This window comes from uncultured Methanobrevibacter sp., from assembly GCF_900316895.1.
Taxonomy (GTDB): Archaea; Methanobacteriota; Methanobacteria; order Methanobacteriales; family Methanobacteriaceae; genus Methanocatella.
This window is the reverse complement of sequence record NZ_ONER01000012.1, coordinates 29752-55091: the sequence shown is the minus strand read 5'-3', so window position 1 is coordinate 55091 and position 25340 is coordinate 29752. Positions and strand designations below refer to the sequence as shown.

Genomic DNA, 25340 nt, shown 5'->3' with positions numbered 1-25340 from the left:
AACAAGACTATTAAAGAGCTTGAATCAGAGTCCAACAAAAAATCTGCGAATATTTCCAGAGGGTTAAACGATTTGAAATCTTGCAAATTGATTACACGTTTGCCGGATAAGAAATATGCTATTACATCCATAGGATTTTTATTTGCTAAAAATTTACAAAATTTAGTGTCCAATTTTGAAAATATTGACAATCAGGAAAGATTTTGGGAAGACCATTCTATTAAATCAATACCAAATCGTTTTTTAAAAGATATTTCTTCATTTAGTGGAGTTTCATCGGTAAAGTCCAGTATAACAGAATTTGCAAAGCCTATAAATGTTTATCTGGATAATATAAAAAAATCTACCGATATCTGTATGATTTTACCGGTATTTTCAAAGATTTTCATGGATTCAATATATGAAGCTTTAATTGATCATGAGGGACATTTGGATTTACTGACTACAAAAACAATCCATGATTTAATAGTCAAATCCGATTCTGAAAATTATTTCAAGGCATTGGTTCGTGATAAAAAGATTGATTATTATATTGTTGAAGACCTGTCAAATATCTTTTTCACTGTATCTGATAAGTTTGCATCAATATTTTTATTTTATGATGATTCTGTCTTTGATAATTCGGAAATGCTTTTCATTGAGGAACAATCCGGTATCGGTGATGCCTATAGGTTTTATTATTCCTATAAAAAGCATATTTTGAAATAATTTTTTTTATTTTATTTTATGTATTATTTGCATTCAATTATTTTTTTATCATCAACATGAATTTTTTACATTGACTTGTTTTTCACATCAGCATAGATTTTTTTATTTGCAGTCTCTTAAATTTTCATTTCATATTTTAATTTTTTTCATAACATTTAAATTTTCTAAGTTAATTCTAATTTATTAATTCACTATTCCATTTTCACAATCGTTTTGAATTTTTAGCATTTTTTTTAAAATTTTTGTTTTCAGAGTAATTAAAATCATCATAATAAAAAATCATCATGAGTCCTTAAAATTATCATTCTATCCTTAATTATTTGGTAATACTGAAAATATACACTAATAAGTAGTAACTTTTATATATGGGGCATGTAATATATTAAATTAGAAAACATTTGTATACTATTTAGTTATTTCTAAATTAACATGTTTATAATCATGTTTTTTAAAGAAATACGTGTTTAAATCGGTTATTTATAAACATTTTTTGTTTATATTTCCTTGTTTTTTCACTTAAATTTTATATGAATGTTTTACTTAAAAGAGGTGAAAAAAATGGCAACTTTTAAAGGATTTGCAATGAAAAGACTCAATGAAATCGGATGGGTAGAAAAAGAAGTTCCTGAATGTGGACCATTAGACGCAATCATTAAACCAACTTGTGTATCCCCTTGTACTTCAGATATCCACACAGTATGGGAAGGTGCAATCGGTGACAGAAGAGACATGGTCTTAGGTCACGAAGCAGTCGGTGAAGTTGTTGAAGTAGGTAGCCACGTTACCAAATTCAAACCTGGAGACCGTGTAATTGTTCCTGCTATTACTCCTGACTGGGATGATGAAGCAGCACAAAGAGGATTCCCATCACAAACAACCGAACCTCTCGGTGGTTGGAAATTCTCCAACTTCAAAGACGGTGTATTCGGTGAAAGATTCCACGTAAACATGGCAGACGCAAACCTAACATTCATACCTGACGGAATGTCTGATGAAGCTGCTGTAATGTTAACAGACATGTGGTCTACCGGTATGATGGGTTCAGAAAACGCAGACATCCCATTAGGTGGAACCGTACTCGTTATCGGTATCGGTGCAGTAGGTCTTTCAGCTATTGCTGGTGCTAAATGTTTAGGTGCAGGAAGAATGTTTGCAGCAGGTACTCGTCCAATCTCCGTTGAAGTTGCTAAAAAATACGGTGCAACAGACATCATCAACTATAGGGAAGGACCAATCGACGAACAAGTCAGAGAATTAACCGACGGTGCTGGTGTAGACTCCGTAATTATTGCTGGTGGTAACTTAGAAAACACATGGAAAGAAGCTATCGGTGCAGCAAAAGCAGGAGGAACCGTATCCAACGTAAACTACTTAAGTGGTGCTGACAATGTATTAATCCCACGTGAACTCTGGGGTTGCGGTATGTCTAACATCAACATTAAAAACGGATTATGTCCTGGTGGAGCAGTAAGGATGGAAAGACTTGCTGACTTAGCATTATACGGCAGACAAGACCCAGAATTATTAGTAACCCACAAATTCAAAGGTCTTGAAAAAATCGAAGATGCATTACTCTTGATGAAAGACAAACCTAAAGACTTAATCAAACCTGTAGTAATGTTAGATCTCGACTAGATACTTTTTATGTAATGATTCTAATCATTACATATTATTTTCTTTTTTTAAGGTGATATTATGAAAGTTGCAGTTATTGGCGGAACAGGTCCACAAGGTCTTGGAATTGCAAAGAGATTTGCAATTGAAGGTGTTGAAGTCATTGTCGGATCCCGTAAAGAAGAAAAAGCTTTAACCATTGTTGAAGAAACAATTGAAGAGCTTAAAGATTATGATTTGAATATTGTAGGTATGGCCAACGAAGATGCGGCAAAAGCTGGAGATATCTTAATTCTCACCGTGCCTCTTGCAGCTCAAAAACCTACACTAGAAGGAATTAAAGAATTTTGTGCTGATAAAATTGTTCTTGATGCAACTGTTCCTCTTGAAACAGCTATCGGCGGAAAACCTTTCCGTTTCATTGACTTAATGGAAGGTTCTGCTGCAGAAAGGACTGCTAAAATCCTTGAAGGAACCGGCGCAAAAGTAATATGTGCCTTCTGTAATATCAGTAACTCCCATTTGGCTAATATTCCAAATGAAATAGACTGTGATTGTTTAATCGCAGGGGATGATAAGGAAGCTAAAGAAGTTGCAATTGAACTTATAGATAAACTTCCAGGCATTCAAGCTATTGACTGTGGAATATTAGAAAAATCAAGAATAATCAATCACTCCATTATTAATCGGATTGAATATTAAATACAGATCCCATTATGGAGGACTTAGAATTACTGGAATCCCACAGTTCGAGAAATAAGATTGAAATTAGGTAATATTTTTAATACTACTCTATTTGTAAAATGTTGTCTTAAAATATAATTGGTATGACTGATATATTTAATTTCAACTTAAGTTAAATATTTAGGAAATTATGTCTTCATAATTTCTTAATATTTAACTCAAGGTTCCTTAATTATGAGGTGATTTAAATGATAATGGTTTTAGCAAAAGCAATTCCTAAAGACGAAGATGCATGCGCAAAAATTGTAGAATTTGCACAGGATTTAATTGAAAACACTAAAAAAGAAGAAGGAAATATAGATTATAATTTATATTCTAATACTGCAGATGGCACATTGTTATTTGTAGAACAATGGGAATCAAAAGAAATATTAGGTTCACATTTGCAAACAGATCATTTCATTAGATTCGGAGAAAATATTCAAGATTTAGTTGCATCCGATCTCATCATTGATGTTTTTGATGCTGAGGCTACTGATCTTTAAATTTTCTTTTTTTCTTTTTTTCGAAATTAAAGACAATTTTCACTCTGTTGAATTGAATTCAACAACATCTCCATTGTCTTTAACTATTTTTGCAATTGCCTCTTCAGCGGAATTTAATTTATCATTACATACTTTAACAAGCTGCATTGCTTTGTTGAATTCGTCAATTGCATCATCCAATGGAACGTCACCATTTTCTAATTTGTTCACGATTTCTTCTAATTTTTCTAAACTTTCTTCAAAACTTAAATCTTCCATTATATCACCTTTGTATTTACGATTCCGTCATCAAATTCAATATCAAGTTTATCTCCGGAGCTAACCTCTTTTGCTGAAGAAATTACTTTGTCTCCAGATTTTGCCATGGTATAACCTCTTTTCAATGTCAAAAGAGGGTTCAAAACTTCTAGTTTGTTAATATTTCTTAAACATGCTTCTTTTTTTGGTTTTATTATTTCTTCAGGTTTTTTCAAAACAATGGAGTTTTCCAGTTTAAATAATCTGTTTCTATTCTGTGAAATAATGCTTTTGGAGGTAAAGTCAAGTTTGTTAATCAAATTGTCCAAATGCATTCCCTTAATTTCATAAATAGATTCAGGATTTTTCAAAACATTCTTTTGGGAAATGTTTTTCAATCGGGTCTTATTTTCAAATAGCTTGTTTTCAATGCTCTTGTTGATTCTATTGGAAAGCTGGTTAACATTGTTTTTTATTTCTATTATATTTGGAACAGCAAATTCTCCAGCCGCTGTCGGTGTTGGAGCCCTTTTATCCGCTACAAAATCAGATATTGTGTAGTCGGTTTCATGGCCCACTGCACTTATGACCGGGATTTTGCAATCATAAATTGCACGAGCTACAATCTCCTCGTTGAAAGGCCATAAATCTTCAATGCTTCCTCCGCCACGACCTACAATGAGCGTGTCTATATCATATTCTTGAGCATGTTTAATCTGCCTCACGATTTGCGGAGCTGCCATGTTTCCCTGAACCAATGTTGAAAATAATAGTATTTCACAAATTGGATATCTTCTTCTGACTGTAGTGATGATGTCTTTTATGACGGCTCCAGTCTGGGCGGTCACCACTCCAATTCTTTTCGGATACTTCGGTATTTCTTTTTTATGGGCATCATCAAATAATCCTTCTCTTTCAAGATCCTTTTTTAACTGTTCATATTTGGCATATAGGATTCCAATTCCGTCTTCAGTAATTTTGGTGACATATAATTGATATTTGCCATCCTTTTCATAAACTTCAATTTTACCTTTAACAATAACTTTCATGCCGTCTTTGGGTTCAAAAGTCAGTGACCTTTTTTTGTAAAATTTAAAGAATACTGCAGGAATCTGTGAATCCTCATCCTTTAAAGTGAAATAGCTGTGTCCACTTGGATAGGTTTTATAATTGGAAATTTCACCTTTAACATAAATGTTTTTTAAATTTGGATCTTCTTTAAACTTTTTATTGAGATAAGAATTAATTTCCGATACGCTAAAAGTTCTTTCTTCCATAGATTCACCTTGAAATCAATATTGTTATTATATTGTTACTATTTAATACAATTTTGCTTTTTTGTCTCCATTTTTTAGAAACAATTAATTAATATTAACAACTATCTAATATTAAAAAGGTGTTTTTTATGAGAATAAGAGATGAATTATTTGGAAAAGAAGTTCTCGATGCAGACATTCAGATTGTCGGTAAAGTTTCTGATGTTGTCTTGGATAAGGATACATATGAAATCACTGATTTGGTACTCAAAAAAACAGGATTTTCCGAACAAATCAAAGCTAGTGAAAATCTAGTTCCTATGGAGCTTGTTAAGGTCATCGGCGATAAGATTATACTTAAAGGGGAAGATGATTTATAATGGTTTCAAAAGAGTATTTAATCGAATTGTTAAAGGAAAATGAAGTATTTTTAGAAGGTGATTTTACTTTATCTTCCGGAAAGAAGAGCAATTACTACATCAATATGAAAAAGGCGATTACCGAGCCTGAAATATTGTCCACTATTTCAAAATTAATCACTGAAAAAATAAAAGATGAAGACATTGATAAAGTTGCAGGACCAGCTTTAGGTGCAGTTCCAATTGCCACAGCTGTTTCACTGGAATCCAAAATTCCTTTGTTAATGATTCGTAAGGAAAAGAAAGGCTACGGAACATCTAAATTAATTGAAGGTGAGTTAAACCAAGATGATGATGTTATTGTAGTTGAAGACGTTTCCACCACTGGCGGATCACTTTTAAAAGCCATAAACGCTATTCAGGATAATGGCGGCAATGTAGTTAGGGCATTCGTTGTGGTTGACAGACAGGAAGGCGCTATTGAAGAGTTTGAAAAAGCGGGTATAACTTTAGAACCTTTAATCACTGTCAATGAATTTTTTGATTAAAAAATGATGAAGGATTAGTTCCTCATTTTTTCACATGATGGACAAAATGAGGAAGTTCATCAATTATTAAACTTAATGCTGTTTTGACAGCATTTGGAGATCCGGGCATGGAAAATATCAATGTCTTTTTGTAAACCCCTGCTGTTGCTCTTGAAAGAAGAGCTCCAGAACCTATTTCTTCAAAAGACTTAAATCTGAATAGTTCTCCAAACCCGTCAATTTTTTTTTCGAAAAGTGATTCCACTGTTTCAACAGTTATGTCACGGGTATCCAAACCGGTACCTCCAGTTGTTAAAATTACATCAACACCTTCTTGAATCATTTCATTTATGGTATTGACCAATTCTTCTTTTTCATCAGGAATTAGACTTTTAGCTTTCAGGGTATATCTGGATTCGATTTCCTCAGAGATTATTTTTCCTGACAAATCCAATTTTTCAGATTTTCTACTATCACTAAGAGTTATTATTCCACAGGTAATGTCATTAGATGATATGCTTTTGTGTTGTTCAGTAGTTTCACTTTTCATATAGATTCTCCACTTTATGATTTTATCTGTTTAGAACGTATTCCTTTAATAAAGTATATTCTTTATGTACCTTATTAAATTTTTCAGTGGGATAATAGAAGACACTTTTTTCAAATCTTTCTGCTGTAATGTAGTTGTGTGCACACATAATTTTTATATGGTAGTTTACCGTATTGTAATCAAGTCCTAATTGTTTTGCTATCTGGTTTTTGTTGTAAGGTTTCTGAAGGATTAAATCTAGAATCAAAATACTTGTTTTCCCTCCTTCTCTTCCAACTAAAAAGTTCAATAGTTCTTTATCCTGTATTCCTAATAAATTCCAATTCACTAATGTTTTTTGTAAACTTGCCATCGATCGTCCTCCATAATTTTTAATATAGCTTTTCAAGCATTTTTGCCCATTTAATTGCGTTTTTATCTTTTGCAATTAAAATTTGGGAATCATCATAATGACCGTCCTTAAAGAATAGAGTCAGTGACATAAAATCTTCGCTGTAAGTTAAAAAGACTTTCAGTTTTCTTTCAACACATCTGATTTTCACTTTTTTATTATTGATCAATTCTTTTTTAAGCAGTTTATTTTCTTCAATTGATTTTAAGATTTCTTCACTAACCACCATTTCCAATTTTTTCAATTTTTTATCATTCAACAGTTTGATTAGATGTTTAAAATGGTTTTCTGAATAAATTGGAAAGATTATTTTTAATTTTTTTGCTTTTGAAATCAATCTGATATATGCATTAAACGCATTTGATAAATCACTTGTTGTTGAAGCCACATATTCCGCATTTTTTAAAAGGTAAACGTCCTTCAGCACATCATCAGGTATTCCCTCCAGGTCATGGCTATTCCAGAATACTTTGTTTTTGTTGAGGGCATACCAATTCTCAATGAGCTTCACCATATTTGTTGTTAATAGAAAACCATTTGATGTCAGTTCATAATACTTTTGAACTTTTCTGATTAAATTGATGTTTTCTAGTTCTTTCAGGCCATGCAATATTGTTGCGGAAGGCTTTTTCAACTCATTCCTTAATTCATCTAAGTTTTTAGGACCATCATATATTGCAAGAAGCAGTTTTGACCTCATACCGGAGGTTAATATGTATTTGACGCCACTGAACTCCTTGATCAATTCTTTTTTTGTTTCTACTGTGCTCATTTTTTCACCTGCTTTTTGACATGATTAAATAACTCTTCAGCCCAGTTATAGGATTGTTTGTCATTGGAAACCAGAACCCTGTTTTGATCAAAACTGCCGTCATTTTTAAATAGTCCTAAACTCATGTTTTCATCACATATCGTTAAATATAAATTCAAATCTTTTTCAAAGCTGTAAACCCTCAGTTTTTTATCCCTAATGGCTTTTCTTCTCACATCATTATTGACACGAAAGAGCAGTTCTTTGAATATGCTTTTAGGTACAATTAATTCTACACTTCCGTCATTTTTCAAAACGCCTTCAATCAGGTTAGGATATTCCGGATGAAGATATGGAAATATTGCCCTAACATTTTTTGAATCCATTATCTGATTCTTGATAGTGTTGTGGGTTTTATAGATGTCAATCGGTGTTGTTTCAATCAGTTCTGAGTTTTTTAAATCAGTGATTCTTTTAACTGATGTGATGCTTAGCTGATTCAAATTATGTTTGTTCCAAAATGCATCATAGGTATTCACCAATTCGACGCTATTTTTAAAGTCCATTAATGTTTTAAAGTAGACTTGTGTCATTGGATTGATGTGGTATTTGTTCTCGATTTTTGTGATGTAGTTATGATTTTCTAATTTTCCGATGTTGCTTGATACTGAACTATAGGCTATGCTTGTCTTTTTGACAAGTCCACGGACATTGTCCGGATGTTTATCTAATTCACTTAGAATTTTTAATCTAATTTCGGATTTTGCAAGAAATTTAATATCATTGTTAATGTTGTTTTTGATATCCATATTTTGATTCTCCAACAGTTTTTAGAAATTTCCTCTTGAAATTTCTCTTTAATCTTAATTTAATTATTGGAATTTAAATAACTTTTTCAAAATATGTTCCAAATTTCTTCAAACTTTATTATAATGATTTTCCAATCTTTTTCGGAAGTTATTCCAAATTTCTTCGGTATTTCTTCGGAGTTTGTTCCAATTTTATTCACAACTTATTCCAAATTTGTTCCAAATTCATTCCAAATCCATTCAGAACTTATTCGGAATCCGAACTTTAAGGGCATATTTTTAGATGGCTAAGTTTTATTAATTTATAAATCCAAATATAACCACATGGAAATTACTTATGTATTGGATGCATCAGCTTTTATTAACGGATTTAAAATTATTTCCAATAATAATTTTACAGTTCCAGAAATTACCCAAGAAATTAAAGACTTTAAGTCTAAACTAGCATTTGACATGGCGCTTGAGGAAGGCAAACTATGTATACAAGATGTACCTTATCAATACATATCCAGTGTCAATGATATTATATCTGTGTCAGGTGATATTTTAAGGTTATCCACTCCCGACAAAAAGTTAATTTCGCTTGCCTACATGTTGCGTGAAAAAGGCCATAATGTTAAGGTAATCAGTGATGATTATACAATTCAGAATACTTTAAAAATCATGGATATTCCTTATTCTGGAGTAATTACCGATGGAATCAAGGGGATATACAATTGGAAAAAAATATGTGAAGGCTGCAAAAAGGAATACGATGATGATTATCCATTTGATGACTGTGAAATATGCGGGTCTCGAATTTTTAAAAAAAGAATTAAGGTGAACAGATGAGAATTGGTGTTGTGGTTCATGGTCCGAATATTATTGATTCAGGTTATGCTTTAGATTTAATCGAATTGCTCAGGACTTATGGAGAGGTGTCTGCCAGACTGGGCGGAACAATGGGTCGAACTGCGGTGATTGATGCTAATCTGGAAGAAGTCATTGACATTTCACGCAAGCTGGTTCCTAGCGATTCTTTAAAGTTATTTTATGATGAGCAAGTTGATGTGATATTTTTACTTAATTATGGAAAATCAGATGTAACCGGTCAGGTTTTCGGTTATAAGGTTTATAATCATTTCATTAATAAAATTCCTAAAAATGATATTCCTTTAATTCAAATTGAGCGTCCTGGCGAACGGGACGGTAGCGTAATTGCCTGGAATAACGACCTTGAACTTGTTCAGGAACTGTCTCAAAAATTAAATTTGGATATTGTAACTCCCGAAGAGGTTTATGATAATCACATCAGGCAGGATGATGCCGGAATCAATCAAAGAATCGTTCATGGCGTAAGTCCCGGTGAAAACATCATGGTTAACAGTGTGGTCATCGGTAAAACCAACTCCGATAAGCTGACATTGATTGCAAAGGACAATCACATTGTTGATATTGTAGGAGGGGAGCTTAAAAGCCATGGATTGGAAAAGCTTGGTGAAGTTGACCTTGAAAGCGCAATCATAAAGACAGGTCTTTTAAGGCATGCAAAAGTCACTCCGAGGGTCATTTCCAACAAAAAGCCTGATGATTTCATTGTCACTTTTCTTGATCATGCTGGTGAAGATGTATATAAGTTTAGAAATTCCAGTCTGGTCATAACTGTCGGTGACGATACAACATTGATATCTTCTGACATTTTATATAGATTTGATATACCTGTAATTGGAATAACTGATGGAGATTTGGACAAGGTTGTGGAAGATGGATTCAAGGTCAAGGATTCTATAATCTTTGAAGTCGAAAGTGGTTTTGATGATATCATTGGACATAATATTAAAAAGGAAATTTTTGGCGGCAAACAGGAATCATATGATTTCACTGATATTGATGACGTTAAGGTAAAAATTGAAGAAATTATAAAAAATATTAATTGTAAATATAAAATTAATTATATTAACTAAACTGGAAGTGTAAAATTGGATTTTGATAATCTTGTACGAGAAATTCAAGAATTTAAAGGAGTCACCCGTAAAGGTTCAATAGATAATGTAATATCTCTCCTGAAGGAATCATATAATGTTTCGGGAAATGTTGTAATAGATATCGGGGATGACGCTTCAGCTATTGATATTGGGAACAATCAGGTAATGCTTATTGCTGCAGATGGAATATGGGGCGACATCATGAATGTAAACCCTTACTGGGCAGGATACTGTTCAGTGCTTGTAAATGTAAACGATATTGCAGCAATGGGAGGAAAGCCATTGGCAATGGTTAACATAATGTCAATAAGCAATGATGATATCTATGAAGATTTATTGAAGGGAATAAAAGACGGATGCTTGAAGTTTGGCGTTCCAATGGTAGGGGGCCACCTGCATCCCGACGGTGATGTTGATTCTTTGGGTGTTGCAATTGTAGGAATCGCACAAAAGGATAAAATCATAACAAGTTTCGGGGCGGAAGTCGGAGATAAGATAATTGTCGCAATAGATCTTGACGGCAAGCCTCATGAAATGTTCAGTCTGAACTGGGATACAACATATGATAAGGATGCCCAGCTGGTTCGTGACCAAATCACTGCAATACAATATCTGGCTGAAAATGATTATGTCAAATCCGGAAAGGACATTTCCAATCCTGGAATTTTAGGAACCCTGGAAATGCTTTTAGAAACTTCCAGAAAAGGTGCTGTAGTTAATTTGGAAGACATTCCAAGAAACGAAAGTGTGGAATGGGTTGACTGGCTTAGGTCATATCCTGGTTCCGGTTTTGTATTTACTGCTTCACAGGAATACTGTGAATACATTAAAGAGTATCTGTCAAGATTCTCAATTGAAGCGGAAGTTGTTGGCGAGGTCACCGATTCAAATTGTCTTTATTTGAATTATGAAGACCAGCAGGCAGAAGTCTTCAATCAGGAAAAAAATCCGGTTTTTATTTTTAGATGAGGTGAAATCATGGATGTAGGAAAGATCATTTCAAACTCTTTTAAGTATCCTTTTAGAAATATTGCTAAATTGCCGATTCTTTTTATATTATTCATTTTGATGGCTATTGTCCCAATTGGTATGGCTATGGATAATAATTATGTGGTGTTTTTTGGAGTGATTGGATTTTTTGCTTTTATTCTTATTGTGCCGGGATATTTATTGTCAATTGTTAGAATAGGTTCAGTTGAATCTTCCATTATGCCTTCCTTTAATTTGGTGAATAATATCTATGATTCAGTTAGGGTATTGTGCTTAAGAATGGTTTATATGATTGTTCCTGCGGTCATGTTTTTTGCTGTTTTCCGGATATTGGGTCCTACAAGCATTGATTTGATTCGCAACTTTCAGATTCATACATTTATAGCAACTCTTGGTTTGATGATTTTGCTTATTGTATTCACATATTTGCTGTTCGAATTTCTCCTGTTTTTCGCTAAAGCTAGATTGGCTTACTTTAATAGTTTGTCTGAAGCTTTAAAGATTAATAAGGTTATCAGCGATATCCGAAACATTGGAATATTCAATATCATTAAATGGGTGATACTTATGATAATTCTTATTGGTGTCATTTCAGTTGTCACATCAGTTGTGCTGTCTATTCCATATGTTGGATTTTTAATCTATATTGGTATTGTAATCCCATTTGTCGAAAGCATAGGTAATTATTCCCTGGGATTGGTGTATTCAAACATTGCTGAAAATAATGATGATGATTTAAAAAGATTGGAAAGGGAAATTGAATTCTTAAAATAGTATAATTAAGGGTTGCATGCCTTGCATGGTACATATCCCTGTGAAACGGCATCACTTCTGCTATTGAAATAGACCATATTGTGTTCAGCGGTTTTTTGACCCCATTGGCAACTGGCTTCATGGAATTTTCCTGAATTTGAGTTGCCGATATAACTTCCCGAATCGCCGGAACTTGAAAACTTGTCCGAATGGGTATTGCTGTATGTACTATACGAATCGGCAGTGTGTGTATCGCTGTTTGCCCAGTGATATGGATAGAATTCACTTGGCGGTATGTACATTATCTCTGCGAGACCCTCTTTTAGAAGCATTTCATTAACGTTTTTTCCATCAACAATAACAACAGCCAATGTACGGCCATATTTGTCGTTGTGTTTGGAATTGTCAACATCCAATCCGACTTTTTTATTTAAGCATAATTTTTGAACGAAGTTTTTAGATGCAATATATCCGGTAACACCTCTTTCAGGAGTGTTCACACCAACAAAACGTACCTTTTTGCCGTTGTCCAAATAGATAGTATCCCCATCAACCACTTGTGTACAGACCCCGCTTTCCTCGACCTTGCAATCTGTATTGGGGTATTTATTTAAAATATCTGATGCAGACAAGTCAGAGTACTTTGAACTTGGAACGGTGTGTGAAAAGCCGGTTCCGGTGTATGCGCTGGCAATGGATATTGCCCCTGCGACAATGACTAAAATAATCAGCAAAGAAAAGATATGTTTTTTATTGATTTCCATAAATTTCCCTCCATTAATATAATTGTTATAACTTTGTGTTAATATAATTTTCCAATTAAATAAATAATTATTTTATAGTAAAACATCAAATATATATAATATTAAAAATTCTTATTGGAGATTGTATGTTAATTAAAATTAATGGAGAAGAAGTGGAAGTGGCAGATGCTTCAACAATACAAGATGTGATTGCTGAAACAAATGCTCCTTATACTCCAGGAAGTATTATTTGCTTAATAAAAGGTAAAAAGGAACTTGAAAAGAATATTAGCAAGTATAAAATTAAAACAAACAAGGGTTCAATAATAATTCAGTTAGACGAGTCAGAGGAGGCAAAACCTCTCGTTGATGTTTGGAAAAATCAGTACGAGGAGTTTGTTGACCTTGATATTCGATGGTCCACTCCAACTGAAGTGGCTATCGGCCCTATCGTAACTGATCTGGAACCAACTTCAGATGAATATAAATATTTTGAAGGGGATGTTGTTTTAAGTTTATCTAGTTTTAGTAATGAGTCTACTCATTTAATAATGCTTAAAGAAAACACTACAAATGTCTATAGTGTGCCGCCGTATAATAAGGGTATTTTTGCCCGTATCATCGGAGGTAAAAAAACATTGGATAATCTGACAGATGATGATAGGGTAACAGGCATTGAACCTATCATCGAGAGAAGCACAACAACCGATAGTGCTTCAGTATCCGATTTAAGCACAGTTCTACAAGAGGGCAATGAACTATTTACTTATATTTCATTCGAAATCGATGAAGATTCCCCAATCTGTGTAGAACATCTCTTTTCAATTATTAAAGATGGTAGAATTAAAGTTTCATATGATAGTGAATCATTCATTGGTTTTTATGACCTTGCCGGAATTATTAAGCCTAAAGAAGATACTACCTTGAGAAATAGAGGAACAATCACCGTTAGAAATAATGGTGTAGGTGTAGGAAAATTATATATTTATCGTGAAAACAGAGTTTTAACTCCAAATCATACCACTGTTGGTCGTATTGTAAATGGTATGGAAATTATTGACATTGCAAAAGAAAATGATTTCATTACTGTTAAATCAGAGCAACAAAGGCTGATGTTATTAAATAAAACTCAAAAAGAAGCTACAGAAATGTTGTCTGCTGTAGGTGTCGAACACATGATAGATGGTTTGGTTGATGATGATGCAATCATTGTCGAACAGACTCCAAAACATACAATTGATATATTAAAAGAGGGTCAAGTAATTACCAAAGCAATTAACAAAGATGATTTATGCACTATTAAATTCGTTGATAATGCTCCAAGGTCTGTAAGGTACTTCAAATTCTTGTCTGGACTTTTAGAAAATCCTATCGGTAAAATTAAAGTTCACTTTGCAGTGCCTGGAATGCACATTGTCATCTTTGAAGGGGATAAAAAATTAGCTAAGGGTTTGATTCCTGAAAATAACCCAGTGGATAAGGTAATTAGGGGTCAAATTGGTATTACAAACATGGCTTCAAAAAGTGCCGGTTTAATCGGTATCAGATTTGAAGATAATGTGGAATTTGGTCCGACTGCAGAAAGTTTCGAGGCAACTAATATAATTGGAGATATCACTTCAGATTATGATATTCTTGAAAAATTAAAAGAGGGAGTTGAAGTTTATGTCACAGAATCTAACCATGAGTCCTGATTTGGGTACAGAAGATTGGGATCCTGATGTAATTACTCGTATGATTTTTATTGGGCCGGGAGCTCATGTGAGTGAACAAGAAATTGTCACTGAGTTTCATATGCTCGGTTTACCGCTTACAATAAAAAATACTTGTTATGGGTCTATGATTAGTGGGAAAAGTGAAGATGTTTACAAGGCTATTGAAGAAATAAGAAAGCTTGACCCAAACCACATTTTCACAAAGGAAAGAGGATTTGCACCAGGCGATCCTAGACGTTGCAGAGGTCATAGATTTGGTCCTAGAGAAGGTTTCCACCAGATGGAAAAAGAGTACAGAATACTTGGTTTTGTTGCAAATGCGCTGGAAGAGCGTAAAGATGTAGAGATTGAAGAGAAAAAACCAGTTAGTGTTGATGAATTTAAAAAAGTCATGAATGAATGTTTAGATAAAAAAGAATAGGTGAAATTATGGTTAAAATCGCTGTTTATCCTCCAAACTCATTAATTTTAGCAGATTTACTTGAGAGAAAAGGTCACACTCCTTTAGTTTTACAAAAACAAATTAGGCAAAAAATAAAGGACCCTGAGATTGATTCTCCTCCAATGAACATTACTGAAGATGATCCAATTCAAGGACTTAAATATGCAGCTATTGAAGTTCCTTCCGGTGTTCGTGGAAGAATGGCAATTATCGGACCTCTTATAGATGAGGCGGAAGCTGCAATTGTTGTTGATGGAGCTCCATACGGATTTGGTTGTATTGGTTGTGCAAGAACCAATGAGCTATCAATATTTTTACTTAGGAATAAGGGAATTCCTGTTTTAGAATTAAATTACCCTACAAATCAAGATGAAACCTATGTGATGGTAAATCAAATCAATGATTTTGTAGATTCTCTTGAAGAAACTGATAAGGAGGAAGAATAAAATGGTTAAAATTGCATTAGTTTCATGTGGAACAGAATACAGTGGAATTCAAAAGGAAATTGAAAAGGCAGCAAATAAGTTTGGTGCTGAAATTATTCTTCCAGAAATTGATTTGGATTACATTGACGAATCTTATGAAAAATTCGGATTTTCAGCTCAAAGTTCAAGTCTGAAATTGATGATTGCTAGGGCCATGGCCATTGTGGAAGGCAGGTCAAGACCTGATGCGGTATTTATTGCAACCTGTTTCAGATGCGCTGAAGCGGCATTGGTCAGAAATGAGGTAAGAAGATTCATACAGAACAATACTCGTATTCCTGTAGTTACCTATTCATTCACTGAAAGAACAAAAGCTGATGAACTATTTATTCGTATGGAAGCATTGGCTACTACCGTTACTCGTAGAAGCATTCTTGCTCGTGAAAAACAAGAGGGCCTTACCCTTGGACTTGACTCCGGTTCAACCACTACAAAAGCGGTTCTCATGGAAAACAATCAGGTTATTGGAACCGGTTGGACTGCCACAAAAGACATCATTGAATCTGCAAAAACTGCCGCTGCGGAAGCTTTCGGCCAAACAGATTATGACTGGGATGACCTTGATGGTATCGGAACTACCGGTTACGGTAGGTTTACAATGGGTCAGGAATTTAAAGCGGAACTTATTCAGGAAGAATTGTCTGTTAATGCAAAAGGTGCAGTATATCTGGCAGATTGTCAAAAAGGAGAAGCAACCGTTTTAGATATTGGTGGTATGGACAACAAGGTAATTACCGTTAACAACGGTATTCCGGATAACTTTACCATGGGAGGTATCTGTGCCGGTGCATCAGGTAGATTTTTAGACATGACTTCCCGTAGGCTGGATGTTGACATTACCGAACTTGGGCCATTGGCTGTTCAAGGTGATTGGAGAAAAGCCATGCTGAACTCTTACTGTATTGTATTCGGTATTCAAGACCTTGTTACTACACTTGCTGCAGGAGGTTCCAAAGCAGATGTGGCAGCAGCTGCATGTCACTCCGTTTCTGAACAAGTTTACGAACAGCAACTTCAGGAAATTGATATTCGTGAACCATTAATCCAAGTGGGAGGAACAAGTTTGATTTCAGGTCTTGTTGAAGCGGTAAGTGAAACTTTAGGTGGAATTGAAGTTATTGTTCCTGAATACTCTCAACATATCGGTGCTGTGGGAGCAGCTCTTTTAGTATCTGGAATGGGACACAGACAAGATGATAAATAATTTTTAAAGGGTGGATTTGATGTTAGTTGAATGCTATGATGAGCGTGGAGCTGAAGTTTATGAAATCATCATCAAACAGATCTTTCAAGATTTGGTGTTAGGTGCTTCTGTTGATGATTTGAAGGCTTATGTTAATCCTGATGACCCTGTGTTTGTCCTGGCCATTAAAATGAGAAAAACTTCAAATGTTATTAGATTTGAGGATGTGGCTAATTTAACTTATGATAATGCTAACGATAAGACTATGATTTTAGTTGATAATGAAAATTACCTTCCTAACATTTTGAAAATTTTATGGATGCAATTTTCAAGGGATGAAATCTATCAACCGAACAGATATCAGCTTGAGATTAAGGGAGACTATACTAACTTAAGTTCTGTTGTTGTTGATGACCCTCATTCCAATTTGCAAAGGCGTATTTATGACGCAGTTTTCAGAATTTTGCCTGAAGGCTTTAAAAACATTAAAGATTTGTCTTCTGAAGATATTGTTGCAGTTGTGGCTACTGATGAGTTAATTAAGGATGAATGGATTGAAAAATGTCATGAGTTTATGGATGAATTAAACAAAGGCATGTAGAAAGCTTTATATATTTGTTCGTATCAATACTAATTAACAGATGTTATATTGAGGAGTAGTGGTATTATGAATGAACACAACGGTTCAAGATTTGCACATATAACAAGAGCACATCCATGTTTCAATGAAAAAATGCACGATAAAGTCGGAAGGGCACATGTACCGGTAGCACCAAAATGCAATATATTTTGTAACTTCTGTACAAGAGACATTAACAATGAAGAGGACAGACCTGGTGTTGCAGGATGTATTATGAAACCTGATGATGCAATTACTCATATTAATGACGTTACCGCAGATGGTCCTATTGCAGTTGTTGGAGTTGCAGGACCTGGAGATTCACTTGCAAATGAAGAAACATTCGAATTCTTTGAAAAATTGGCAAAAGAACAACCTGATTTAATAAAATGTATGAGTACAAATGGACTTTTGCTTCCAAAATATGCTGACAAATTGGCAGAGCTTGGAGTAAACTCCGTGACAGTTACTATCAATGCGGTTGATCCTGAAATTGCAGAAAAAATTTATTCATTCATCAAATATGAAGGTAAGGTTTACAAAGGTCGTGAGGCTGTTGAAATCTTAATCAAAAATCAATTGGAAGGTGTTGAAAAGGCAGCCGCCAACGGATTGGTTGTTAAGGTAAACTCAGTTTTAATTCCTACAGTCAATGATGAGCACATTGTTGAAATTGCCCGTGAAGTCGAAAAACGTGGAGCAGCTTTAATGAATGTTTTACCATTGATTCCTTTAGGTAAAATGAAAGACCTTGAAAGACCTGACTGTATGATGATGGAATCAGTCAGGGAACAGGTTGAAGAGATTATTCCGGTATTCAGGGCATGTACTCAATGTAGGGCAGACGCTTACGGAATACCTGGCAAAAAAAGCGAAGACCATCATTTAGGAATGACTCCACAAAGTCATTACTAAATACTTTTTTTTATTTATATTTATTTCAAATATTTTTTTTTAAGTATTAATTAAAAAGCCGATTTTTTAGGGTTTTTAGATACTGCCAAAGTGAATATTAGTTTTTAACTGTAAAAAAAATAATGAAAAATTAAGAATTTTTCAAATCAAATCTTAATTTTCCAACTCCATCATCAGTCACGTTTATTTCTGAAGGCAGTGGTGTAAGACCATTTATAAATGTCTTTCCCGCTTCGGCATCCATTCTCTGAGGAAGGAAATTTGAATTGTAAACCGGATAGATTGTGCATTCTCCGGTGTTGTTGACCAAATCAATTTTAACGAAGTATGTAGAGTCCATATCTCCACCTGACATATCGAAGATGAAGTTACCGAGGCTGTAAAAGATTGGTTTTCCATTGTACATCTCCACTCCCTGAGGAACATGTGGATGGGAACCTATTACGACATCCACGCCATCATCAATCAGTTCATGTGATATCCTGATTTGGTCTTCATTAGGGGATGTTGAATATTCATTTCCGTAATGCAGCATTGCCACAACCAAATCGGAATCGTTGTTTTCGCTGATTTGTTTTTGTGCATCTGCACGGTCATAAGCTGAATAACCAAAATGAGATCCGTTTGCATAAGGTATGGTATCGTAATCATATTCTGAAAAGTCATTGGCATCCATATAATTCAGTATGGTAATCTTACGACCATTGATGTTTTTAACAACAGGCTGGTGTGCAGCATCCTCATTGTCTCCTGCACCCACTGAAGAAATGCCGGATTCGTTTAGATATTTCAATGTGTCGTGCATACCGTCAACACCATAATCCAAAGCATGGTTATTTGCAAGAGCGGCAACGGTATTGTTGGCTACTTTTAAAAGCGGAACATAACTCGGATCACATTTAAACGGAAAATCTCCTTTAACTGCATTTTCCGTTGTCGTAGCTGCATTTTCAAAATTCACCAACAGTAAATCAACGTTTGAGACTACATCACTCACCCCTTCAAAAGGGGAGGAATCAAGACTTATTGTTCCGGGCATGTTTCTTGCAAACATTACGTCTCCTGTAGCTGCCATGGAAAAATCGCCCTTGGGTCCCAGTATTGTTGTTTGGCTGTTTTCCGAATGGTCTATTGATATCAGCACGAACAAAAACGCACACAATATCACTATGGCTATTAATAGCGAATTTCTAAGTTTCATATCATTCCTCCTTTACAGTCAGCATCATAATTGCTATGCTGAGAAGTTAGTTAAAATTCAATTGAATATATTTATTGTCTTTTTAATATTTATAAAAAATTGGTAAAATCCAAATAATGTTAAAATCATCTCCTTAAAAAAAAATAATTATCTTAAGAATATCTCCTTAAGGTGCAATTTATTCCTTCCTTAAAAAGCCGGTAAATTCTTGCACAATAAAGTTAAATATAGATGAAAAAGATAAATTAATAACTGATATTAACATTAATTTTATAGATTATAAGGAGAAATAATATGGTAGAAACTTTTGTTTTTGGACATAAAAGTCCTGATAGTGACTCAATAACATCAAGCTTAGTAATGACAAATTTGGAAAAGGAATTAGGCAACAGTGAAGCTAAAGCCTACAGATTAGGCAATATCAACAAGGAAACCGAATTCATCTTAAACTATTTGGGCATAGAAGCACCGGAACTTTTGGAAAGTGTTGAAGATGATGCCAATGTAATTCTGGTTGACCACAACTCCCCTGCGGAATCAGTTGATAATTTGGAAAATGCGAACATTCTAAAAGTTGTTGATCACCACAAACTTGCTTTGGAAACTTCATATCCCCTATTCCTAAGATTTGAACCAGTAGGATGTACTGAAACCATTTTATGCAAATTATATGAAGAGAATGATGTGGAAATTACAAAAGAGATTGCTACATTGATGCTGTCTGCAATCATTTCAGATACCTTGCTTTTGAAATCACCTACCACAACTGAAGATGATAAGATTGCAGTTGAAAAACTTGCAGAAATTGCTGAAATCAATGCTGAAGAATATGGTTTGGAAATGCTTAAGGCAGGTACCGATTTAAGCAGTTTCACTATTGATGAGATTTTGGCCCTTGATGCTAAGCAAATCGACTTTAAAGATGTAAAATCAATTGTTAATCAGGTAAACACAGCAGACATTAGCGATGTTATGGCTATGAAGGATGATTTGGAAGCAGGAATGAACAAAATCATCGAAGAGGAAGATTTGGACTTGTTCATGCTCTTAATCACTGATATCGTAAACAGCAATTCTCAAGTCATTGCCTTAGGAAAAGATGCCGATTTGGTCGAAAAGGCATATGGTGTAATACTTGAAGATAACACCGTATTACTTGAAGGCGTTGTATCACGTAAAAAACAAGTAGTGCCTATCATGACTGAAAATGCTTAATTAATTTTAGGCCATCTTAAATATCATGTTTTTTTAAGGTTTTTTCTAAAAATTTATAAATGATAATTGAAAAAGTATTATGTAGATGTATTTTAAATACATCTCTAATCAATCCATTTTTGGATATTAAATTAGACGGGAAGCATAATTATAAATACTCTATGCAGTTTTGCATAACAAAAATTAGAAACTAACATTAATTATGCTTTCATATTTTTTAAACTTTTTTTCAAATTATTGGGTGTTAAAATGAAAACACTTGAATGGGAAGATAATAAATTAAAACTTATTGATCAAAGAAAACTTCCTGATGAGTTGACTTATGTTTATTGTGATAATTATCAGGATGTTATAATAGCAATTAAGAATATGACTGTACGCGGAGCTCCGGCTATTGGAGTAAGTGCTGCTTTTGCAATGGCATTGGCAGACATTGAAGGCATTGATTTATCTAAAGCTGCAGATGAAATAAAAGCGGCCAGACCAACAGCAGTAAATTTGTTCTGGGCTGTTGACCGGGTTTTGAATAGTGACGATGCACTTGCCGAAGCACTAAAAATGTATGAAGAGGATATGGCAACAAATAGGGCCATTGGAAAATATGGTGCTGAGGTAATTGATGATGGAGACACCGTTTTAACCCACTGTAATGCAGGGGCACTTGCTTGTGTTGATTATGGAACTGCATTGGGCGTATTTAGAGCAGCACGTGATGCGGGCAAAAACATCAATGTGATATGTGATGAAACCCGTCCGCGCGGACAGGGTGCAAGTTTAAGCGTCTGGGAAATGCAACAGGAAAACATTCCTGTCAAGCTGATTCCGGATGTAGCTTCAGGGTATCTCATGTCCCAGGGCAAGATTGACAAGGTTGTAATCGGTGCTGACAGGATTGCAAAAGGCGGTGTTGTAAATAAGGTCGGATCATTTATGGTGGCCCTTGCCGCAAAACACCATGACATTCCATTTTATGTGGCTGCACCTTACTCCACTTTTGACAATGATATTAACATTTATGATACTGTTATTGAAGAAAGGGATGGTGATGAAGTCCGATTCTATGGAGGAGCAAGGATTTGTCCTGAAGGTACAGAGGTCATCAATCCGGCATTTGACATTACTCCAAAAGAATTGATTACAGGCATCATCACTGAAAAAGGAATTATTGACCCGATTTAGATAATAATTCCTAAATCTTTTTTTGCTATAAAGTATTTAAACAATTAAATTTAAATTATTAAATAACATTCATGAAAATCTCTACACAATACCAATCAATTTGATTAGAAGTTACAAATTTTGTAATACTTAGAGATTTGAATTGTTAAATTGTATTGAGGGATTATATGGAGATTAAAAGTAAAAAATCAGAAAATTTTCCACCATTAATTAAGGATTTAGTAAAAGAATTATTGAAAGGCGATTTCGTACATTTTAAGATATTATGCGCTAATGAGGTCCATCATTTTAATAAAGAAGAGGACACCATCATTGAGTTTGCTGAAACTTATGTAAAAGAAACTAGAGACAATGGTGATATGCTGTATATTGCTTATCCGGATATTTTCAGAGTAAAACTATACCGTGATATGGAACAATATATTGAAGATGAAAAGAAATATAATGCGTTTAATGACGATGATTTATGGACTGGTAACAGAATCCAGTTCTAAAATAATTATTAATCAATATGATTAATAATTTTCTTATTTTTTAATTTTTGCATCGATGGCCACGTGCCATTCATCAGGCGAAATCGATTTGACTTTTCGGGTATTCAGTATCTCTACTTTTTTTCCTGCACTGCTTGCCGCTTCATTCAATCGTTTTATTCCCTGTTCATATGAATCTGAAAACTCATAATAATTAATTATTCCATCATCTTCAATTAAATCAATTGCAACGTCAAGGAAACTATATGCAAGACCTGGAAGGTTCATGATTATTCTGTTGAATTTTGATTTAAATCCTTTACTTACTTCCCTCACATCTCCGCAATAGCTTTCAATGTTTCCTTTCAATTTATTCAACTTTATATTTTCATCCAAATATTTGATTGCCGCTTCGTTAATGTCAACTGCAGTGATGTCAACATCTTTGTTTCTTGCAATGACGATAGGGAATGGTCCGATTCCACAAAACATATCAAGTATTTTTTCACCATCTTTAACGCTTTCCATCACTCTTTTTCTTTCGGTTGCAAGTCTAGGTGAAAAATAAACCTCTCGAACATCCAATTTCAATCTGAGACCATGTTCCTTGTGGACTGTAACGGAATCATCAATGCCTGAGAGAAACTCCAAATCACGCACTCTTATGGTTCCTTTTATTGCGCTTTTTTTCATGTAAATGGCTTTTCTTTTGGTGAATTTGTATGCTGCATCTCCAATAAGCTGTTTTTTGTCATGCAGCTCATCAGGTATTTCCAGAATCACGATATCTCCGATTGTGTCAAAAGAGGTTTTCAGATTCTCGATTTCCTCAGGTGTTAATTCATCTTTAAGTATTTCAGCAAAATTATGAGGAACCTTCTTCATCGGTTCTAATTCAATATCTTCAATGGTATAACCGTCAATATCTTCTGTTATAGGAATATATCCAAATTCTTCAGTTGTTTTTATTCTATATTCCATATTCATTAATCCATTTGACATTAATTTAATACGAGTGTCGTTTATTTGTCTTAATGGAACCTTTACACATTTCATAAAGTTATTTATGTTTAAATTATATAAATAATATCATGTTTTATCTAGTTGGTTTAGGATTATTTGATGAAAAAGATATTTCTCTTAAGGGTTTGGAATGTTTAAAAAATGTTGATAAAATTTACGCCGAATTTTTCACATCACGCCTATTCGGTTCAAGTTTTGAAGCTATTGAAGAGTTGATCGGTCAAAAAATAGAAGTTTTGGTTAGGGGTGAAGTTGAAGAAGAGCATAAATTCATTGAAGAAGCTAAAACTAGTGATGTTGCCCTTATTACGGGGGGAGATCCTTTAATTGCAACCACCCACAGCGATTTTTTAGTGCAATGCTCTAAAAAGGGCATTGATTTTGAAGTGATTCACGGGTCTTCCATATTGTCTTCAGCACCTGCCATTTCCGGTCTTCAGGGATATAAGTTCGGAAAGGTGACAACAATACCATTTCCAGATTATAACTTCTATCCAAAATCTCCATATGAAGCTATTGAAGAAAATCTTAAAATGGATTTGCATACTCTAGTTCTACTTGATATTCAAGCTCATAAAGACCGTTACATGACTGTCAATCAAGGTTTGGAGTATTTGATGAGCATTTATGATGATTTGGACCGTGAAGGTTTGATTACTCCGGACACTTTGGCTATGGGAATTGCCCGTGTCGGCTCAAAGAATGTCATTGTAAAGGCGGGCAAGATTTCTGAGTTGATTGATTTTGATTTTGGAGGACCTCTCCATTGCATTGTCATTCCGTCAAAGCTTCATGTTGTTGAAGCGGAATATCTGGTGGAAATTGCCGGAGCTGACCCTAAAATACTTGATGATGTTTGATTTTTTAAAAAAAGGGGGGGGAGTTGGAAGTAGTAGTGTTTTCTACTTCCTTGAACATATTTCTATCATTTTGGAGATTATAAAATGCTTGACTGATGTTCATCATTAGATATGAAATTTACTTCACATCGTTTATTAGTTATATTTTAATTATATATAAATCTTTTCATCTCTAGCAAAGGACGAAAATTTTATTTAAGTGACAATTTTTTAAAGATATTATCAAAAATTGTTAAGTTTATATGCATTTAAGTTCATAATATCAGTGATGGACACTGAAAGTGTATTTAACAGTTTACAGAAAAGAAAAAATTCTCTTAAATTTAAATTAATGCATAGTAAATTGAAACATGGAACATATTCATTTGATAATTCAAGAAATGATGTTCTAACAGTTTTAAATCATTATAAAAAGTACGGTTCTTTTTTTAAGGTATCTTCCATTGTGGGATTAACTCAAAACGAGATTATGAACTGGTATATTCAGGGTCTATTTGACAATCCCAAATTCAGAGGGTTTTCCTTAGTGATTAACGAAATTAACAAATGTAATGCTGGAAAAATTGATGATGAACCTGTTCGGGAAAGTGAAACCAACTTCAATCAGGATGATGAGTATATAATATCTGAATATGGGGACGGATGGAGTTACAAGACATATGTTGATGGTGAAAAGGTCTTTATAATTTCTAACGATTTGGAAAATCTAAAAAGGAAGGTTAAAGACAGACATCTTCCAATTTGACTAACCCATCTTATTCAATAAATCTTTTGATTCATGGACTAACCGATAAATGGAATGGGCATGGACCATTTTTTACCATAAATCATTTTTATCTCAACACGATTGTCCTTAATCTTGTTTTGAAAATCATGAAGATGCATGTACGACAGTGCATCAATATTCAAAATCACTTGTCAAAATGGCCTGAGAAAACACTAAAACATTTATTAACTAGTATATACAATCTATTTCTATGACTAAAAACAGACGTGTTACAATTAGCATCAATAATGATATTGACTTGAATTTTCGCAAATTGGCTTCAAATAAGATGTTATTTAAAACCGGCTGGTATTCCAAAGCGATTGAAGAGGCAATGTTATTGTGGATGGAAAAAGAAAGCAAACTATAAAATTATTTTCTTT

At 34.1% G+C, this 25340-nt stretch carries 31 protein-coding genes and 1 pseudogene; 22 read left to right on the top strand and 10 right to left on the bottom strand.

The annotated features are described in order from the left end of the window. The 4 genes and pseudogenes from QZN27_RS02885 to QZN27_RS02870 form a co-directional block, all read left to right on the top strand. The coding region (locus tag QZN27_RS02885; protein WP_296783357.1) for a winged helix-turn-helix domain-containing protein at positions 1-708 on the top strand (708 nt) is incomplete at its 5' end. 558 nt (positions 709-1266) lie between these two features. Continuing rightward, entirely contained in the window at positions 1267-2343 is a 1077-nt protein-coding gene (locus tag QZN27_RS02880; protein ID WP_296783355.1) for an NAD(P)-dependent alcohol dehydrogenase, read from the top strand. A 60-nt stretch (positions 2344-2403) separates the two neighbouring features. Further along, positions 2404-3082: pseudogene (npdG, locus tag QZN27_RS02875) on the top strand (NADPH-dependent F420 reductase). Positions 3083-3254: 172 nt separating this feature from the next. Next, positions 3255-3551: a putative quinol monooxygenase gene (locus QZN27_RS02870; protein ID WP_296783352.1), complete on the top strand. Its 297-nt coding sequence runs from the start codon at positions 3255-3257 to the stop codon at positions 3549-3551. A 39-nt stretch (positions 3552-3590) separates the two neighbouring features. Here QZN27_RS02870 and QZN27_RS02865 read toward each other — a convergent pair whose 3' ends face one another. Together QZN27_RS02865 and xseA are read right to left on the bottom strand one after the other, a co-directional pair. Then, entirely contained in the window at positions 3591-3809 is a 219-nt protein-coding gene (locus QZN27_RS02865; protein WP_296783349.1) for an exodeoxyribonuclease VII small subunit, read from the bottom strand. Beyond that, entirely contained in the window at positions 3809-5065 is a 1257-nt protein-coding gene (xseA, locus tag QZN27_RS02860) for an exodeoxyribonuclease VII large subunit (protein ID WP_296783345.1), read from the bottom strand. Before xseA ends, QZN27_RS02865 begins: the two co-directional genes overlap by 1 nt. Before the next feature lie 128 nt (positions 5066-5193). On the opposite strand from xseA, the gene QZN27_RS02855 reads away from it, so the two are divergent. Further along, the gene (locus tag QZN27_RS02855; RefSeq protein ID WP_296783343.1) at positions 5194-5424 is read left to right on the top strand and encodes a PRC-barrel domain-containing protein; all 231 of its coding nucleotides are present in this window, start codon (positions 5194-5196) and stop codon (positions 5422-5424) included. After that, on the top strand, positions 5424-5951 hold the full coding sequence (gene pyrE / locus QZN27_RS02850; RefSeq protein ID WP_296783340.1) for an orotate phosphoribosyltransferase: 528 nt from the start codon (positions 5424-5426) through the stop codon (positions 5949-5951). The genes QZN27_RS02855 and pyrE overlap by 1 nt, the downstream gene beginning before the upstream one ends. A gap of 22 nt (positions 5952-5973) precedes the next feature. Here the strand turns inward: pyrE and QZN27_RS02845 are convergent, their stop codons facing one another. From QZN27_RS02845 to QZN27_RS02830, 4 genes are read right to left on the bottom strand one after another with little or no spacing between them, the layout of a single operon-like run. Next, positions 5974-6480, bottom strand: a complete 507-nt coding sequence (locus QZN27_RS02845; protein WP_296783337.1) for a molybdenum cofactor biosynthesis protein B — start codon at positions 6478-6480, stop codon at positions 5974-5976. Between the two features lie 22 nt (positions 6481-6502). Next, entirely contained in the window at positions 6503-6832 is a 330-nt protein-coding gene (locus QZN27_RS02840; protein ID WP_296783332.1) for a winged helix-turn-helix domain-containing protein, read from the bottom strand. Positions 6833-6851: 19 nt separating this feature from the next. Then, a complete protein-coding gene (locus QZN27_RS02835) occupies positions 6852-7643 on the bottom strand; it encodes a winged helix-turn-helix domain-containing protein (protein WP_296783330.1) in 792 nt (263 codons plus the stop codon). After that, positions 7640-8431: a winged helix-turn-helix domain-containing protein gene (locus tag QZN27_RS02830; RefSeq protein WP_296783327.1), complete on the bottom strand. Its 792-nt coding sequence runs from the start codon at positions 8429-8431 to the stop codon at positions 7640-7642. The genes QZN27_RS02835 and QZN27_RS02830 overlap by 4 nt, the downstream gene beginning before the upstream one ends. A gap of 324 nt (positions 8432-8755) precedes the next feature. On the opposite strand from QZN27_RS02830, the gene QZN27_RS02825 reads away from it, so the two are divergent. From QZN27_RS02825 to QZN27_RS02810, 4 genes are read left to right on the top strand one after another with little or no spacing between them, the layout of a single operon-like run. Next, positions 8756-9262 (top strand): ribonuclease VapC, encoded by a 507-nt coding sequence (locus tag QZN27_RS02825; protein WP_296783325.1) that lies wholly within the window; start codon positions 8756-8758, stop codon positions 9260-9262. Then, on the top strand, positions 9259-10374 hold the full coding sequence (locus QZN27_RS02820) for a DUF2117 domain-containing protein (RefSeq protein ID WP_296783322.1): 1116 nt from the start codon (positions 9259-9261) through the stop codon (positions 10372-10374). Before QZN27_RS02825 ends, QZN27_RS02820 begins: the two co-directional genes overlap by 4 nt. Before the next feature lie 15 nt (positions 10375-10389). Beyond that, on the top strand, positions 10390-11364 hold the full coding sequence (locus tag QZN27_RS02815; protein WP_296783319.1) for a methanogenesis marker 2 protein: 975 nt from the start codon (positions 10390-10392) through the stop codon (positions 11362-11364). A 9-nt stretch (positions 11365-11373) separates the two neighbouring features. After that, positions 11374-12159: a DUF4013 domain-containing protein gene (locus QZN27_RS02810; RefSeq protein WP_296783316.1), complete on the top strand. Its 786-nt coding sequence runs from the start codon at positions 11374-11376 to the stop codon at positions 12157-12159. A 5-nt stretch (positions 12160-12164) separates the two neighbouring features. Here the strand turns inward: QZN27_RS02810 and QZN27_RS02805 are convergent, their stop codons facing one another. Further along, positions 12165-12902, bottom strand: coding sequence for a thermonuclease family protein (locus QZN27_RS02805; protein ID WP_296783314.1), 738 nt, complete (start codon positions 12900-12902; stop codon positions 12165-12167). 125 nt (positions 12903-13027) lie between these two features. Here QZN27_RS02805 and QZN27_RS02800 point away from each other — a divergent pair, with 125 nt between their 5' ends. The 6 genes from QZN27_RS02800 to QZN27_RS02775 all read left to right on the top strand — a co-directional run bounded on the left by QZN27_RS02800 (position 13028) and on the right by QZN27_RS02775 (position 18240). After that, positions 13028-14575, top strand: a complete 1548-nt coding sequence (locus tag QZN27_RS02800) for a methanogenesis marker 3 protein (protein ID WP_296783311.1) — start codon at positions 13028-13030, stop codon at positions 14573-14575. Continuing rightward, positions 14547-15017 carry a methanogenesis marker 6 protein gene (locus tag QZN27_RS02795; RefSeq protein WP_296783308.1) on the top strand — a complete coding sequence of 157 codons (471 nt, stop codon included), beginning with the start codon at positions 14547-14549 and terminating at the stop codon, positions 15015-15017. Before QZN27_RS02800 ends, QZN27_RS02795 begins: the two co-directional genes overlap by 29 nt. Positions 15018-15025: 8 nt before the next feature. Continuing rightward, positions 15026-15484: a methanogenesis marker 5 protein gene (locus tag QZN27_RS02790; protein ID WP_296783306.1), complete on the top strand. Its 459-nt coding sequence runs from the start codon at positions 15026-15028 to the stop codon at positions 15482-15484. Between the two features lies 1 nt (position 15485). Next, the gene (locus QZN27_RS02785; RefSeq protein ID WP_296783303.1) at positions 15486-16727 is read left to right on the top strand and encodes a methanogenesis marker 15 protein; all 1242 of its coding nucleotides are present in this window, start codon (positions 15486-15488) and stop codon (positions 16725-16727) included. 19 nt (positions 16728-16746) lie between these two features. After that, positions 16747-17307 carry a methanogenesis marker 17 protein gene (locus tag QZN27_RS02780; protein WP_296783299.1) on the top strand — a complete coding sequence of 187 codons (561 nt, stop codon included), beginning with the start codon at positions 16747-16749 and terminating at the stop codon, positions 17305-17307. A 66-nt stretch (positions 17308-17373) separates the two neighbouring features. Next, the gene (locus tag QZN27_RS02775) at positions 17374-18240 is read left to right on the top strand and encodes a radical SAM protein (protein WP_296783296.1); all 867 of its coding nucleotides are present in this window, start codon (positions 17374-17376) and stop codon (positions 18238-18240) included. A gap of 130 nt (positions 18241-18370) precedes the next feature. Here the strand turns inward: QZN27_RS02775 and QZN27_RS02770 are convergent, their stop codons facing one another. Beyond that, the gene (locus QZN27_RS02770; protein WP_296783292.1) at positions 18371-19441 is read right to left on the bottom strand and encodes a CapA family protein; all 1071 of its coding nucleotides are present in this window, start codon (positions 19439-19441) and stop codon (positions 18371-18373) included. 294 nt (positions 19442-19735) lie between these two features. On the opposite strand from QZN27_RS02770, the gene QZN27_RS02765 reads away from it, so the two are divergent. From QZN27_RS02765 to QZN27_RS02755, 3 genes are all read left to right on the top strand, one after another. After that, on the top strand, positions 19736-20656 hold the full coding sequence (locus QZN27_RS02765) for a manganese-dependent inorganic pyrophosphatase (RefSeq protein ID WP_296783289.1): 921 nt from the start codon (positions 19736-19738) through the stop codon (positions 20654-20656). Between the two features lie 249 nt (positions 20657-20905). Next, on the top strand, positions 20906-21835 hold the full coding sequence (gene mtnA, locus QZN27_RS02760; protein WP_296783284.1) for an S-methyl-5-thioribose-1-phosphate isomerase: 930 nt from the start codon (positions 20906-20908) through the stop codon (positions 21833-21835). 167 nt (positions 21836-22002) lie between these two features. Continuing rightward, complete coding sequence (locus tag QZN27_RS02755; protein WP_292886901.1) at positions 22003-22329, top strand: hypothetical protein; 327 nt, start codon at positions 22003-22005, stop codon at positions 22327-22329. Between the two features lie 33 nt (positions 22330-22362). Here QZN27_RS02755 and QZN27_RS02750 read toward each other — a convergent pair whose 3' ends face one another. Next, positions 22363-23364: a class I SAM-dependent methyltransferase family protein gene (locus QZN27_RS02750; protein WP_296783281.1), complete on the bottom strand. Its 1002-nt coding sequence runs from the start codon at positions 23362-23364 to the stop codon at positions 22363-22365. Positions 23365-23399: 35 nt separating this feature from the next. On the opposite strand from QZN27_RS02750, the gene dph5 reads away from it, so the two are divergent. After that, entirely contained in the window at positions 23400-24191 is a 792-nt protein-coding gene (gene dph5, locus QZN27_RS02745; protein ID WP_296783279.1) for a diphthine synthase, read from the top strand. Positions 24192-24459: 268 nt separating this feature from the next. Further along, complete coding sequence (locus QZN27_RS02740; protein WP_296783277.1) at positions 24460-24936, top strand: hypothetical protein; 477 nt, start codon at positions 24460-24462, stop codon at positions 24934-24936. A gap of 38 nt (positions 24937-24974) precedes the next feature. Here the strand turns inward: QZN27_RS02740 and QZN27_RS02735 are convergent, their stop codons facing one another. After that, a complete protein-coding gene (locus QZN27_RS02735) occupies positions 24975-25106 on the bottom strand; it encodes a hypothetical protein (protein WP_296783275.1) in 132 nt (43 codons plus the stop codon). 62 nt (positions 25107-25168) lie between these two features. Here QZN27_RS02735 and QZN27_RS02730 point away from each other — a divergent pair, with 62 nt between their 5' ends. Beyond that, positions 25169-25327, top strand: a complete 159-nt coding sequence (locus QZN27_RS02730) for a hypothetical protein (protein ID WP_292604546.1) — start codon at positions 25169-25171, stop codon at positions 25325-25327. Positions 25328-25340: the final 13 nt, after the last annotated feature.